The organism is uncultured Roseibium sp. (assembly GCF_947494555.1).
Classification (GTDB): Bacteria; Pseudomonadota; Alphaproteobacteria; order Rhizobiales; family Stappiaceae; genus Roseibium.
Window position 1 is genome coordinate 259720 of record NZ_CANLVF010000007.1, and the last position, 14935, is coordinate 274654.

Consider the following 14935-nt stretch of genomic DNA (forward strand, 5'->3'; position numbering starts at 1 on the left):
CCGGGATCAGCCTTTGGAAAACATTTTGCGGACGGTGTCAGTCAACAAAGCCAAGATATTGTTCCATCTGCGTGCAGCCGCGCTGCATATGGACCTCAATTTCGGTCAGCATCAGATCGAGATTGTCGCCGAGTGCGAGTTGAAGGTAGCGCTGATGAGCGTCCTCGATCGGAGCTTTTCTGCCATGCGCGCGCTGATGCTCGGCCAGGTAAAGCTGCATTCGGCCGGCGATGCGGCGCCAGCTTTCCAGGAGAAGCTTGTGCCCGCAGGCCTCGTAGACAAGTGAATGAAACCGGACTTCCGCCCCGCTTGATGCTACGTGATCCTCAAGGCCCAGTGTCTCCATGAGAGCCTTGTGCCTTGCCTCAAGCTCCTGAGTGAAAACCTCGTCCCGGCGCGCCCAGACTTCACGGAATGCGAGCGTTTCGAGCGCTGTTCTCAACGAATAGATTTCCCGGACATCCTCAGGCGACAGCTTCAGCACGCGGGTGCCGGTGTAGGGTATGGTTTCGATCAAGCCTTCCGCCGCGATCTGTCCCATGGCCTCCCTCAAAGGACCCCTGCTTACGCCGAAGCGGGCCGCAAGGTCGGATTCGGTAATTTGGCTGCCCGATTCGATTTCACCGCTGATGATCGCACGCCGCAGATTGGCGGCAATCTGGTTGCTGAATGTCTGGCGCTTGATGGGCTTGACCCGGTTTTGCGACATCAGTTGCGGTTCGTTCATAGTCATGTGCACTTGTTCGTTCTGCTAACGCATCTCGTTCAGGAAGAAACTTATAGCCGGTTCTACCGCAAGACCCAGTCCTTGTACGCTTTTTCGGCTTCCAGTGTGACGGCCCCTGGCGAGCCGTTTCCAATGACACGCCCATCGATCCGCACCACCGGCGTTATTCCACCAAGTGTTCCTGTAATGAAGGCTTCATCCGCCGAATAGGCCTCCGCAAGCGTGAAATCCTTTTCGTGCACAACATTGCCGGCACTGTGCCAACTGTCGATCACTGCCTTTTGTGTCAGTCCCTTGAAGGAAAAGGATCCCGTCGACGTCCAGAGGTCGCGTCCTTTCACGATGAAGAAGTTTGTCGAATTGCAGCTTGCAACAAAACCGCGCGGGTCGAGCATGAGCGCCTCGTCCGCGCCGGCATTGATCGCCTGGATCAGCGCCTGGATCAGGTTCAGACGGCTATGTGAATTCAGCCGAAGATCAAACACGTCCGGTCCGCTTGTCCGGAAGGTTGACGTGAACAGCGTGAGGCCCTGTGCCTTGGTATCGGGCCGGGGCGCCTTGTATTCGGCAACGATTACGACGGTCGCCTTTCCAATGACAAACCGCGGATCCTGGTTCGGTGTGCTTTTCAGGCCACGCGAGACCATCAGCCGGATATGAACACCGTCGTCCATGCCGTTGGCTTCCAGCGTTTGGCGGATGGCTTCCTTCAGGTCCTCACGGCAGCGGCCGATATCGAGCGCAATGGAATTTGCACCCTCAAACATGCGGTCCAGATGCGCATCCAGTTGCAGAATGCGGCCGTTGATGACGCGCAGGCCCTCCCAAACGCCATCACCCAGGACGAACCCGCTGTCGAACACGGAAACACAGGCCTCATGACGCGGCACGAGCCGGCCGTCGACATAAACCAGAACCTGTTCATTCCGCGGATCTGCGACATAGCTTTGCGCACTTGCAGAGTTGTTCATTGTTTTTGATCTCCAAAGGGCCGCTAGAACTGAAAGCGCCGGTGTTCCGCAAGGAACTGCTGTGTGATGGGGCGCTGCGGATTTTTCAGAACTTCATCCGGTGTGCCGCTCTCGTAAATGCCGCCCTCCGCAAGAAAGAGGATCCGCGTCGCGAAATGGTAGGCAAAGCCGATTTCGTGGGTTACGAGCAGCATGGTACGGCCTTCGTTTGCGAGTTGCTCGATCACCCCGAGAACTTCACCAACCAGCGCCGGATCGAGCGCGGATGTTGGCTCGTCGAACAAGAGGATTTCAGGGTCCATGGCCAACGCCCGCGCGATAGCGACCCGCTGCTTCTGCCCACCGGAAAGGCGTGAGGGAAAGGATTCGGCCTTGTCCGCGAGCCCGACGCGTTTGAGTTCAGCAACGGCCCGTTCAAGCGCCTTTTGGGACCGCACGCCGCGAACGGTCTTCAGACCCTCGGCGACATTTCCAGCGACCGTCATGTGTGGAAACAGATTGAATTGCTGAAACACCATGCCGACGCGCTGGCGAAGGGCGCACAATTCACGCTCCGAGAACCGCATGTCGCCCGAACGCGACGGCTCGCCGACAAGATCGCCGTCGATCTCGAGTCGTCCCTCACTCGGCGTCTCAAGCACGTTGATACAGCGCAGCAGCGTGCTCTTGCCGGATCCGGAAGCTCCCAGAATGGCAATGCGGTCGCCCGCCATGACGTCAAGATCAACGTCCGAAAACACGTTAAGGGAACCGAAGTGTTTGCCGAAACCGGACAGTCTGAGAACAGGTGCGTTCACGTTCAGTCACTCCGTGCAAGGTGACGCTCGAGCGCGTAGGTCAGGCGCACGATCGGATAAAGGATGATGAGGAAGATCGCCGCGATGACGGTGTAGACCTCGAGCGGATTGAAACTGAGCGAGGCGATCAGCTTGCCTTGCTGCAAGAGCTCGACATAGGCGACGACGGACGCCAGTGTCGTCATCTTGAAAATCTCGACGCCTCTGTTTGTCAAAGCCGGGATAATGCGTCTGATGGCTTGTGGCAGGATCACCCGGCGCAGGGTCTGAAGCCCGTTCATGCCGATCGCCTTCGCAGCTTCCCACTGTCCGGGTTCGATAGACTGGATACCGCCGCGATAGATTTCCGCCGAATAGGCTGCCGAGTTGAGAGAAATCCCAAGGATCGCGGCAAGAAAGGGCCCGATCTCGATCGGCACGATGATCGGCAGCGCGTAATAGAACCAGAGTATTTGCACCAGAACCGGCGTGTTCCGGAAGAACTCCACGAACGCGGTCGACAGCCAGCGAATGGGCCGGTTTCGCGATCGTCTCCCAAGGGCGATGATCAGACCAAGCCCCATGCCGAGCACAAGACAGACAACGAACAGCCTCAGCGTCCCGGCTGCGCCGATGGCAAGCGCCCACCAGTTGTTGAAGACGTCCTGGAAGTTCCAGATGTAGTTCATGGCGTGAACTCACCGCTCTTTGCAAAGCGGCGCTCCATGCGCGACGCGAGGAAACTGATGAAGGAGATCGACACGAAGTAGATCAGCGCGACGATGGTGAACACTTCGAGTGGCCTGAACGTCTTCTGGGCAAGCTCATTCGCCTGGAAAAGCAGATCGGCATAGGAAACCGTCGCCACCAGTGTCGTCGTTTTCATCAGTTCGATGGAACGCTCCATCATGGACGGGAACATGCGCTTCACGGCCTGGGGCAGGATGACCCTGCGCATGCACTGATTGTAAGTCATGCCGATGGCCTTGGCCGCTTCCCATTGACCCTTTTCGATCGAGACGATGCCCGCACGGAAGATCTCTGCAAAGAAAGCGCCGCTCTGGATCATGAAGGTCAGCGAGGCGGCCAGGAATGGCGTCATCTCGATCGAAAGCACGATCGGCAGGCCGAAGTAGAACCAGAACAACTGCACCAGGGGTGGCGTCGTTCGGAACACTTCGATGACAATCCCCGCAGGCACCGTCAGCCAGCGCCTGTGCGACAGCCGCGCAAACGCAAGCAGCAATCCAACAACCAGTCCGCCGGAAAGTGCCGTTGCTGTCAGAATGAGTGTGTTACGGAAGCCGACCAGCAGGAAGCCGCCTTCCGCAAGCACCGGTGAAAAGTCCCACTCGTACATGACCTGACCGGGTACCCTAGAGGAGTTCCTTGATGATCGGCGGTGCGGATTTCGGATCGAGCCCGAAACCGGTCAGAAAGTCCTCATACCAGGTCTGGATCTTGCCAGACTGGTAATAGTCCGTGAGCTGGGCATCAACGAATTCGACAAACTCGGTATCGTCTTTGCGGACAGCTGCGCTGGTCGGGTTCGATTTGACCGGAGAAGGTACAACGATCTTGCCTCTTCCGAGTTTCTGGCGTGCAGCGATCAAGGGTGGATGGAACAGGCAGACGGCATCAACGCGCCCGGACTGAAACGCGGCAATTGCTTCCGTGTTGCCTGGGAACCGCTGGATGTCCGCATCGCCAACGTTTTCAGACAGGAACTTGTCCATGCTCGTCGCCTGAGGGACGGCGATCTTGATCTCCGGCTTGTTGAGGTCTTCCCATGAGGTGACCGGTACGTCGTCCTTGGCCAGTACTGCGAGCGAATAGTAGAGCAGAGGCGATGCCGGGAAACTCGCAGCCTTCTTCCGCTCATCCGTTGCGTCGAGCACGAACATGACGTCGATCTTGTTGCTTTGCAGTGCCGCAACCGCGGTTCCCCATGTGACTTCGACAGGTTCGAATTCGACGCCAAGAGCCTCTGCCATGGCCTTGCCGGCGGATACGCCGACGCCGGATGCCCATTCCCCTGTCGCGGGATCTTTTGAGTACCACGGCGGTGCCTGAGTCACCCCGACGCGAAGTTTTCCGCGTGCCTTGATGTCCTCCAGCGATCCCGCTGCAAGAACAGGTGTTGCACCGGCGATCAATGTCGAAGCGACTGTTGCTCCGGTTAGTGTCAGAACTGTACGACGGTTCACTTTCATATCCTGGTTCCCCTTTTTCTGAAGCGGCGCCGCGTTTGATGCGCTCGTGTCAGAATATAAAAATCGTCTTATTGTAGATTGTCAACAATTTACAACATGCATCTCAGCGCCTGAAGTCCCAGAAGCGGTCCATCGTCTTTTCAGGTTGCTGGCGTATGAGTGCTAGGGAATTGATGTTAAGGGCAAAACGCCTGTGCGCCACCGGTGTCGAAGAAACACGCAGCTCAGGTGCACATGGACTTTCGAAAATCCCATGCTCTTGCGCAAATCAGTGAATTTCGAAAATGTTATGTGCGATCCGTTTCGATCGCTGTCAGCACGTCTTGTTCGCTCATTTGAAACCGGTCGGTCTGATCGCGATCAATATGACGCCCGTCGATCCACACATAGTCATCGAACGTCTCGCAGTTTTGCACCCAGAACTCGTGATAAAGCCTCGGTGCGTGCCCCCAGGCGCCACGGTGAGCAACGTCGTCCCGCCAGCTCTTGAGATCTTCGCGTGTCTTGAAGCGGATAATCCCGATCCGGTCACCGTCGTCGGCTTTGTAGAATTTGAGCGAGATGAAGCCGGGCATGGCCGCAACGGCCCTGGCCATATCGTCACTCAGACGCTGGTGAAGATCCCAGTCGATGTCGTCCCTGTACGTCACGCCGAAAATGCAGATGACCATCTTGCCTCCCTCGCCGCACTCGCCACCATTGGGTGAAGGCGGCATCTCGCGACATGTGGGATTGTAGTTCGCAACAGAAAACCAACCATCTCTGAGACCGACCGGCAACATCTTGCAAGCGTCTGCATCAGGCAGATGCGGAATCAACGAGCGAACCGCAAAAAACCCGCCCACCGGTGAAACTTTCCAGCTGTCCGGGAAGACGTCAGCAGCCCAGATCTGCGCCCTCCCGTTTCATTTCAATAGCGCGCTTCAAGAATGCTTCGATCCTGCCGTCTGAAATGTGCCTGGACTTGGATTTGGAAAAACGGATGCAACCCTTACCGACGCTCAACCCGTTGAGCAGTGCCCCGTCCGGGTCGATCTTTGCGGCATCGCCAACATAAAGACTTACATAGTGCTTCTGTGCATTGAGGTGACAAACGAAGTCGTCACCGAGCGTATAGCCCAGCATCTTGTAGTGGATGCATTCTCTGATCTCAGGGTCGCTGGCCAGGATGAGTTCACGCAGCTCCAGAAGACCTTGCCGACGCCAGTCGTCATCGAGCTGTCTCAGATAGTCTTGCGGATCGCTTGCTTCGTACTGCATCGCCTCCTCCTCTTTTCGTACGGGATACTGTCCAAATGAGCCATTCCAAGGACGTCAAATACAATCGGCCTGCAATTTCTGATAGCTGGCCCGGCAGAACAGTCTCCGTGGTATGTTTTTTCAAGTAACTTAATTTTTTGCCAGGAGAGTGCGCGATGACCGGCGCCAGAACTGTGCGAAACAGGATTTCAAGATCGAATCGCAAGAAAAACAAGCCCGCAACGACGCAAAAGAAGTCCGGCACACCTTACAAGAACCTGATCATTACCTCGGTGATTACCATTCTGATCGGCGCCGTCTTCGGTGATCTGATCGTCAAGAAGAACATTCAGACCTACAACGCCGAGCACGCAGCGTTTGTCACCAGCCCGAAAGACGGGGACGAGGCCTTTTCCGCAGCCCGGGCGGTCTATGACACAAGGCTGCGCGAGCGGCGGCGGCAAACCCAGCGCATCATCAAATATATCGCCGATGACAGCGTGTCCGCCTTTAACGAGTTTTACGACGTCTACGGCACAGCGCTTACCGACTGGAACAACAACCATGATGCCATGGCACGTGAAATTCTCGAGGCCACCAGGTGCGAAGCAAGATTTCCGCGCAGCGCCGAAGCCGCTCGCGAAGAGGCCATCGCTCCTCATTTCGATCTGTTTGTCGGTCTTGCCGGGTTCAAACCGTATCTGGATGCACAGCCCGGCAAAGCGGCAAGAGCCCGCACAAATTTCATGAAGGAAGCGAGGTTCTGTCCGACCTATTTCCTGACCAAGTCGTCCGGGCATTCCGTACACAGCGTGTTCGCGTCCATGCACAAGCGGATTTATAATTACAGGGAACACGACTACACCGAGTGCCGTCTGCGGCACCGGCGCAATATCCAAGTCTATTATCAGTCCTGTCTGCGCGAGGAAACACCCGCGCTCCAGACCGAATGCATGCGCCGGTTTGACCGGAAAATCGAGGCCGGCTCGTTCTGTGAAAAAGGAAACTTCAATATCGACGACTACAAGATCCGGGATGTCGAATTCAACGAACTCGACTTCTACTGGGGGATCGGCGACCGCTATTTCAAGACATTCCGCAAGGCATTTATCCTGGACTATTGCGAGGCTCAGATCGGCTTTTGGGGAAACGCTCTCGGCTGGAGCTGCGATGTCATCGTCGATGCCTACCTGAAGAAGGATTAAGAACCGAAAGCGGGCCCCGGACAGAGCAGGGCACAATGGATCGCACGTAGATCTATTTTGATTTCTAAAGTTGAGCGAAACCGGATATTCAGCTCCACACCGATTTTGAAAGGAACAGTTTTAGAAATGCTGCGCCTGGAACGCACTTACGCGGCCATTTTGTTCGATATGGATGGAACCCTCCTGGATTCCCGAGCTGTCGTCGAACGCGTTTTGACGAATTGGGCGGTTGCCAATGATATCGATCCGGTCGCCTTGCTTGCGGTTTCGCATGGCAGAAGAACGATTGATACACTTCGAGACTTTGCGAAAGCCGGCACCGATTACGAAGCCGAAGCCGCCAGGATCGAAAAGGCAGAAACTGACGATGTCCAAGGTATCGTCGCAATCCCCGGGGCGGTTGACCTGGTGAACCGGTTGCTACCCGGACGTTGGGCCATCGTGACTTCCGCCGGCCGTGACCTCGCTGTCCGCCGTTTGACGGCTGCCGGTCTGCCGATTCCCGACGTGCTGGTAACCGCCGAAGATATCGAGCACGGCAAACCGGACCCTTCAGGTTACCTCCTGGCTGCTGAAAGACTCGGTAAGCCCGCAGAGAACTGCCTGGTTTTTGAAGACGCATCTGCAGGCATTCAGGCGGGCCTGAATGCCGGAAGTGACGTTGTCGCAATTGGCTTTGCCAGTCCGGATGATGCAAAGCATTCCTGTCCAATAGTTGCGGATTTTCGCGCAATTGAATTCAGATTGAGCTGACGGTGCGATCCAGCGCACAACATTCACCCGGGTTCGTGCAGCAGCCTCAACCGGCCGAATGAAGTGCAGCTTGAATGCGATCCCTCCAAAGGACCGATCCTTGTGTCTCGGCGATCGACAAGGCCTTCTCAAGCCAGGTTCGTACATCAGCGGGATCGACACTATTGGAAATTGCGCCGGCTTCAGCCGCTAGGCGAATGACTTCCGGATGGCACCAGGGCTCGATGCCCTGGTTGATCTGATCAAAAAGCACCTTCAAAACCTGCTGAGTGCGGTCTGTTTGCGCACACCGGGCGAGCAAACATGCAAAATGAGCATCGTAAAGCAGCACTGAAAACTGCGCCGATGACGTTTGCAGTTTGCGCCGCGCATTCTGATAGTCATCTGTCAGCGCAGCTGAGAAGGCCTCGTGCATCTTGGGAGTTGTCAACATAAGCTCCGAATAGGCTTCCCACATCGACAATTTGAACTTGGCGGCAAGTGCCCGTGCAACTTCAGCCGCATCGACAGCACGCGCGTATTTTTCAAGCATGAGATAGATGTAGGATGCAGACGCAAATGTCGTGATCTGATTTTGCGGGTGTCCGGTTTTCCGGCTGATCTCCTCAATCTCGTGCAACAGTTCGAGCGCCAAATCGGAATGCCCCCTCATGGCCAGAATGCGTATCCTGATCAGTCTCATGGAAATGAGCTGGTCCACGTCCGTCGCCCCCCCGATGCTGGGGGCGTTAGGCGTTTTTTCGATCAGCGCCATGGCACGTTCGAAACCCTCATCGGCGGCATCGAAGTGCCCTGCGAGAAACTCGCCCACAGCAATTGCGCGTTTACCGACGACTTCCTGAATTCCGACCGAGTCATCCCAGGCGTTGAGCGTGAGCATCTCCTTGCCAATGCGTTCTATTTCATGGTGATTTGCCCGAATGTGATGCACGCAATAGGACTGCCACAAAACCCGAGCGGCAACCGGATTACCCGGCAAGTCAGTCGAGAGCCTGACGGCGTCTTCAACGATCGAAGCAGTCCGTGCATGGCCGAAGCCATCCGAATGGGCAAAACAGCGGGCGAGCTCGCTGAGCAGCGCCAAGCGGGTTTCGGAATAGGTTTCGCCAAAGTCACCTTGGTCTATCAGGTTGAGGGCCTGTTCCAGGTGCGCTCTGGCTTCACCATGCGCAAACTTTCGCAAGGTGTCGGATGCGGCCACGCGCAGGTGTCGGACGGCGTCCTGACGCAAGCCGGCACGTGCGGCGTGCCATGCCAGCAGATCGTGTTTTGTCTCGTTCCTTGCTAGCAGGCAGTCATAAATCGACCTGTGAATGACTTCCCGTGTCATCGCCGGGATGCTCTCATAGGCAGCATCTCTCAGCAGGGCGTGTCTGAAGCAAAACGCATCCGGCCCAAACTTGGGAAACGGGAAAATCAGACGTGCATCGAGCATTGCCTCAAGAGCAGCGTCGACAGAACCCGGCAGATCCGTGCACAGGAACTCCAGAAGGTTTCTCGTAAAGCGCCTGCCAAGGCATGCGGCTCTGAAGGCGTAGTGCCGTGACTCACCGAGCTTGTTGAGCCTTGCCACCAATATGTCCTTCAGACTGTTTGGGACGGCCTCCGCCCCGGAGCCCGATTGAACGATGCCGTTAACCAGCTCTTCGGCAAAAAGCGGCACGCCATCCGACCGCTCGCAGATCACGTCGACGGCGTTGGTGGATACACTTTTGCCCTTCGCAAGTTTCCGCACCAGATCGGCGACATGGTTGCGCGAGAGCCGTGACAAGGAAAAAACGGTTGGGTCGAAAGCCTCGAATGCCTGGTGCTGGAATGCCGGACGCGCTGCAAGCATCAGCATGAGAGAGTGGTGCGACAGTGTTGCGGCGACGTGTTGCAGGAGATCAAGCGTTGTCGGATCCGCCCATTGGGCATCTTCAAGCAGCACAACGACCGGACAGCCTTCTGACTGGCTCTGCAGATAATTCCCCAATGCTTGCAGAACTGCGTTTCTCAAGCTGAGCCCATCCAACTGCTTTTCAAGTGGGATGATGCCGGCGCAGTAGCCGATCACATTGCGGTCATCTTCGGAGACGACACCCGAGTTTTCCAGGAACCTGTCAAGGATCTGCCAGTTTCTTTCCGGGTTCTGCGTCAGATCCAGATTTGCCGAAAGAATTATGTGTTCACCAATCGGGTAGAGCGGCCTGTCTTTCGTTTGCCTTGAGCACTGAAGAACAATGGGATGTGCGCTTTCTCTGCGCAACTCTTCCAAAAAGGCTTGCGCCAACCTGGATTTCCCAATTCCGGGTTCCCCTTTGACGATGACAAGCTGACCTTCGCCATTCGCGGATAGGTGCCACCGGTCAAGCAAAAGCTCGAACTCGCGATGTCTACCGACAAGATCCAAAAATTCCGGCGTTGCATTTTCAGGTCCGGTCAGATGACGCTGGTAACGGTAGGCGACGGCGCCACTTGAAAGCGGCAAGTCCTCGAATGCGAAACGGTCACCAAGCAATGATCGCGTGCCTTCAGCCACGACAATGTCACCCGGCGCTGCGTGCCCCATAAGATGAAGCGCATGATTTGGAGGACCACCTACGATCGACCGGTCCGCCGCCGCGATCAGCACGTCACCGGTTGAAATTCCGATCCGGCATCTTGTGCCGGTCTCACGATCCACTGCCTCACGCAGATCGACGGCTGCTTTCATGGCGCTTTTGATGGTGTCTTCATGCATTTCGGGCCATCCGAAATAGACAAGAAACGCCGTGCCAGAGCTCTGCTCCCAGCTTCCGCCATGGCGCCTCGCGACACTCTCTATTCTGTGTTTCAGCAAATCCATGCGCTTTGCAATGAATTCCGGTGCCGTGGAAGTCTCGGCGGGTTCGGCAGCCTCTGTGGTAATGCCAAGTACCGTTAGCTGCCGGCGCTCATCTGGAAGCTTGGACAGTTGAGATTTGTGCAGGGGTGGCACGTTTTCGTTGGCCGATCCTGCAACGGCCATCTCCTGCTCTGACCCGGAAACCGGCCCGACAGCTTCGGCACGTGGCCGATTTTCGATTTCGGCCAGCAGAGCACGGGTTTCGTTCGAGGGCGACACCTGCAGTTCAGAGCTTAAACGTTCCTCCAGCCGGCGATAGGTATCAACGGCAGAGGCAACTTCGCCGTTGCGCGCAAACAAGGTCATCAACCGTCGAACATGGTCTTCACTGAATGGATCAAGCTTCACCAGTCTTTGTGCATGACGCGTCAGTGCGACGAAGTCCCCGGAACGGTCGGCGTCCTCGATGGCGGAAGCCGAAAGATCGGAAACGATAGTGCGCAGATCCGCCCGTTTTTCAGCCATCCAATCACTGAACTCCGGCGCGGAAATTTCCCAACCAAGTAAGAAGTCACCACGGAAATCGGACAGGGATCCGATATGCCCGTTTTGCAGGTCGTGCACATCGCACCAGATCTGTTCGCGGTTTAAGCAGATCGACTTCGCAGTTGAGGTCAGCGGCGCCAGTCCAAAAGGTTCAAACGCCTTGCGAAGCTGGTAAAGCGCTTGCCGCAAGGATCCACGCGCCTGGTCCTCGCCCCGATCACTCCAGAACAGGTTTGCGATACGTGCCCGGCTGTGTTCAATCTCGTGTTCCGCTGCCAGGAAGGCCAGGATCAATGCGCAGTGGCGCGTCGGAAGCGTCAGCGGCTGATTGTCGATGCGCATATCGCATCCACCAAGCAGCCTAATCGTCAAGCGTGCTTCTTCGCACGTCCCAGACATCGTCAGCAGTCCTTCGTTTCGCCTCGCACCAGTTCGCATGCTCTTACCTTCAGACTTTCGAAAGTAAGTGTTAAGCGCGGAACCGGCCTCCAAATCGAGCCTTTATCATCCCAGTTTGCACGTTTTGACGGATTTTTCACGGCGAAATCCGTCGTTGCATGGGTCTGCCGCTATCCAAGTTGACGCGTTTTTGACGCTTCATTTGAGAAGGTCCTTCCCGACGAAACGAGTCTTCACATCGAAAACTGAGGCTGATCAGGCAACGACCAACCTGAATCAGTCCCTGGCTTGAATGTGAAAACTCGGACAAGTCAGAAGGTTATTGATTAAAGCGATAGCGGTCCTGGCGGCTTTGCCGCCGCAATTTTTTTTGTGAACGCAAATGCAGTTTCAGATCCTGCCAAGTGCCGGAAGCCACAACGGTTTTGTTTCGCAGAATTCAAAAGACATTGGGTCGGCACGGCTGTGAACCATAGTGCAAGCCGTAGTCCTGAGTTGGTGATTTTCGTTTCAGGGCGAGGTTGAAAGACCCCTGAGAAAGAAGTTCCCGGTCACTTGAGACTGCAACAACTTCGACAGATGAACATACCGTCATTGGGCCTCGCGACCAGACGATAACTGACCGAAGAAGCAAGAATTAGAAAGATGATTTTTTTGAGCGCTCAAATGAAATTAAAACATCGAGAAATAAAAAGGATAGAGCTGGCACTAGCTCTGATCAGAACTTTTGTTGGCATAACTGTCATGACAATCGTTTTTCTGAATTTTATTGGAAAATAGGAAGTTTCCCGACTGAGACGCTTATGCGTCACCCTGAAATGTCGCACCACAAGTCGGCAGAGGCCGGGTTTCCGTGCACGGTTTCTTGCGCGAAGCATCGTTCCCGGCAAACGACAAAGCCCGAAGACCGCTGCTGTGTCGTCCCGGCTGATGATGGGTTGTGCGGGTGTTCATTCGAAAGGAGTTTGGAAGTGATCGATTACAAGGTCAATGAATTAAGTTTCCTGTTCCCGCCAGGCTATCAGGACGACAGCGTAAACGTGTTCACAGGTCTCGACGGCGACCTCAAGAACACGAGTTTTGTGATCACGCGGGCAAATCTGGAGGACGGCGGCATTGAGGCCTATGCGCTGTCGCAGTTGCGACAGTATGAAAAGACCTTCCCGAAATACGAATTTCTGGCTGGCAACAGATACCAGGTCGAGCAGTGTGAAGCCCGGGAAATCGAGTACAGGTGGGAGGCTGACCAGGGCAGGCTGCATCAATTACAGCTGTTTCTGGAGATGGACAGCCGGGCGCTCATCTTCACGCTGACGGTTCCCGGTACCCTGAGCAACGAACATCGCCAGATCTTCAAGTCGGCGATCGGTTCGATCAGGGAAGGTTGATACTTTGCCGCCCGCAGCCCGCATTCTGGACAAGGTCGCGCACACACCAGCGCTCGCAGCTCTGATCGGAGGTGCGATTTTGGGTGCGCTGGCCGGTGCGGCCATTGTCGCGACAGGCGGTGCAGCTGCACTTGCCATCGCGGCAGCAGCTGCAAGTGGAGCCTCCCTTGGCGGCGGGCTGGGGCAGTTTATCGGTTCGTTCTTTTCCATCACAACCGGAACAATTACGGGTGCCTGCTCACCGAATGTCTTTGTGGGAAAGAGACCCGCGGCACGTGCCACAATAGATTTTTCGATGTGCAGCGGACTGCCCTTTTCGCCATTCGCACATCCCAACGCCCTGATTGCGCAAGGCTCGATTTCTGTTTTCGTCAACAAATTCAATGCGGCGCGCGAGAAGGACAAGCTGATCTGCGGTGCCGTCATTTCATCCGGCTGCAAGAGCGTGATCATCGGGGATCGGGCGGCAACAACCCTTCCCATTCAGTCCGAAGTACCTGCCTGGCTTGAGTGGGGCTTGCTGGCGCTGGGAGTCGTTGGTGGGGCCGGGCTGTTGAGAATGAGCGCAAAACTGACCTGGGTCGGGGTCGGAAGAGTTCTGGGAGCCGGGTTCCTGGGAAGTTACGTGTCCGGCCAGGTCGGCGGATGGCTGGGTGGCAAGATCTTTGGCGAGGGGTCGGACGGCCAGAAAATCATGGGGTTCGCGGCCGGTGTGATTGGCGGTCTTGTGGTTGGTGCTTGGGCCTTCAAAGGCGCGCCAAGGCTTCCGATTGCGACCTCAACGGCGACCAAGACCGGCGGCAAATACGCCACCAAGCAAATCAAGATGACGGAAAGGTACCTGAAATATGACAGGCAGCACGGCGTCAAATACCTCAATGAGGCCGAGTTGGCTGCCCACAGGGTTGTCGCCGACAGGGACGGCAATCTGATCTATGCCGAAAGCGGGCGGCCCGTGAACACCGACAAGGGCATCTATGTCATGGACGAGCACGGCAACGTGTTCGTTCACGAAAACCCCCGCAGTGAAATGGTCCATCACTCGAGTTTCAATTCGGGTCAACCAATCGCTGCCGGCGGGAACATAAAGGTCAGGAACGGCAAACTTGCCGAAATCGATGAAGGCACCGGCCACTACGGCGACAGCCAGCCGGTCGGCCGGGTCAATCTGGTGACGGAAGAACTGGGGTCCCAGGGCGTGAATGTGAAGGGCGCGGAGGTCAATGACTACAACGTAATGATGCAGAAGGCCCGAAGGCGATGATGCAACAGCAAACGGCCACCTTCCAAAACACATTGGCGAAGTGCTGGCCATGGTCGGTGAACGGTGCAACGGGCGCGCATGAGCAGCGTTTTCTGGATGCCGAAGCTGCCAGGTGCGCGCTGGCAAAACTCGGCTCGCTCTACTCCGCGGATCAACTGAGCGCGATCGTTTGCGCTTATCTGATGAACATCTGCATCGAGCAGGCTGCAGGCAGACCGTTGTCGGAACGGGACAGCGAGACGACGACGGCTTGCCTGACACTTTTGGCCGCGTCCAAAGCAATAGCGATCCCCAGCGCTCAGCTGGAAAGGATCGTCGCCACTTTCAACCCGGGCTACTGGTATCAGGCGGTGGCTCCGCTGATCGCGCAACGACTGACAAGAGCCTCACTCTGCGCCGCGCTCGTCAAATCCCTGTCGAAAGAACGAGAACCCGACGACTTGTATTTCGCGCTCCAGGGAGTGCGGATTTACAGCACCGCAACGGCCGGCTTGCCGCCAGGCTCCGGACATACACCGCTTGTGCACGCGCTGACCCGACGTGTTCGTGAACTTGCAGACAACCACGACGACGAGATCGCAACAGCTGCGCGAAACGCCTCAACATTTCTGAAAAACTACGAATAAACGCGAGTAAAAACCCAATCGA

The 14935-nt window shown here is 56.2% G+C and carries 14 protein-coding genes; 5 read left to right on the plus strand and 9 right to left on the minus strand.

Translation table 11 applies throughout. The features are described from left to right. Positions 1–37: 37 nt before the first annotated feature. From Q0915_RS28525 to Q0915_RS28560, 8 genes are all read right to left on the minus strand, one after another. Complete coding sequence (locus Q0915_RS28525) at positions 38–733, minus strand: GntR family transcriptional regulator (RefSeq protein WP_299482702.1); 696 nt, start codon at positions 731–733, stop codon at positions 38–40. Positions 734–789: 56 nt separating this feature from the next. Then, positions 790–1698 (minus strand): aminotransferase class IV, encoded by a 909-nt coding sequence (locus Q0915_RS28530; RefSeq protein ID WP_299482699.1) that lies wholly within the window; start codon positions 1696–1698, stop codon positions 790–792. Positions 1699–1721: 23 nt separating this feature from the next. Next, a complete protein-coding gene (locus Q0915_RS28535; protein WP_299482696.1) occupies positions 1722–2495 on the minus strand; it encodes an amino acid ABC transporter ATP-binding protein in 774 nt (257 codons plus the stop codon). 2 nt (positions 2496–2497) lie between these two features. Continuing rightward, positions 2498–3163 carry an amino acid ABC transporter permease gene (locus Q0915_RS28540; RefSeq protein WP_299482693.1) on the minus strand — a complete coding sequence of 222 codons (666 nt, stop codon included), beginning with the start codon at positions 3161–3163 and terminating at the stop codon, positions 2498–2500. Beyond that, entirely contained in the window at positions 3160–3834 is a 675-nt protein-coding gene (locus Q0915_RS28545) for an amino acid ABC transporter permease (protein WP_299482690.1), read from the minus strand. The genes Q0915_RS28540 and Q0915_RS28545 overlap by 4 nt, the downstream gene beginning before the upstream one ends. Before the next feature lie 16 nt (positions 3835–3850). Continuing rightward, a complete protein-coding gene (locus Q0915_RS28550) occupies positions 3851–4681 on the minus strand; it encodes a transporter substrate-binding domain-containing protein (RefSeq protein WP_299482687.1) in 831 nt (276 codons plus the stop codon). Between the two features lie 293 nt (positions 4682–4974). Further along, positions 4975–5358 carry a hypothetical protein gene (locus Q0915_RS28555; RefSeq protein WP_299482684.1) on the minus strand — a complete coding sequence of 128 codons (384 nt, stop codon included), beginning with the start codon at positions 5356–5358 and terminating at the stop codon, positions 4975–4977. 205 nt (positions 5359–5563) lie between these two features. Beyond that, positions 5564–5947 (minus strand): iron chaperone, encoded by a 384-nt coding sequence (locus tag Q0915_RS28560; protein ID WP_299482681.1) that lies wholly within the window; start codon positions 5945–5947, stop codon positions 5564–5566. A gap of 155 nt (positions 5948–6102) precedes the next feature. Between Q0915_RS28560 and Q0915_RS28565 the strand changes: the two genes are divergently transcribed. Together Q0915_RS28565 and Q0915_RS28570 are read left to right on the plus strand one after the other, a co-directional pair. Next, the gene (locus Q0915_RS28565) at positions 6103–7131 is read left to right on the plus strand and encodes a hypothetical protein (protein WP_299482678.1); all 1029 of its coding nucleotides are present in this window, start codon (positions 6103–6105) and stop codon (positions 7129–7131) included. Positions 7132–7257: 126 nt separating this feature from the next. Next, positions 7258–7884 (plus strand): HAD-IA family hydrolase, encoded by a 627-nt coding sequence (locus tag Q0915_RS28570; RefSeq protein ID WP_299482675.1) that lies wholly within the window; start codon positions 7258–7260, stop codon positions 7882–7884. Positions 7885–7930: 46 nt separating this feature from the next. On the opposite strand, the gene Q0915_RS28575 is transcribed toward Q0915_RS28570, so the two are convergent. Then, positions 7931–11635 (minus strand): AAA family ATPase, encoded by a 3705-nt coding sequence (locus Q0915_RS28575; RefSeq protein WP_299482672.1) that lies wholly within the window; start codon positions 11633–11635, stop codon positions 7931–7933. 971 nt (positions 11636–12606) lie between these two features. On the opposite strand from Q0915_RS28575, the gene Q0915_RS28580 reads away from it, so the two are divergent. Genes Q0915_RS28580 through Q0915_RS28590 form a run of 3 tightly spaced genes read left to right on the plus strand, consistent with a single transcriptional unit; the run spans position 12607 to position 14913 of the window. Beyond that, positions 12607–13023, plus strand: a complete 417-nt coding sequence (locus Q0915_RS28580; RefSeq protein ID WP_299482670.1) for a DcrB-related protein — start codon at positions 12607–12609, stop codon at positions 13021–13023. A gap of 4 nt (positions 13024–13027) precedes the next feature. Then, a complete protein-coding gene (locus Q0915_RS28585; protein ID WP_299482667.1) occupies positions 13028–14287 on the plus strand; it encodes a PAAR domain-containing protein in 1260 nt (419 codons plus the stop codon). Beyond that, the gene (locus Q0915_RS28590) at positions 14287–14913 is read left to right on the plus strand and encodes a hypothetical protein (RefSeq protein ID WP_299482664.1); all 627 of its coding nucleotides are present in this window, start codon (positions 14287–14289) and stop codon (positions 14911–14913) included. The genes Q0915_RS28585 and Q0915_RS28590 overlap by 1 nt, the downstream gene beginning before the upstream one ends. The last annotated feature ends 22 nt before the right edge of the window (positions 14914–14935 follow it).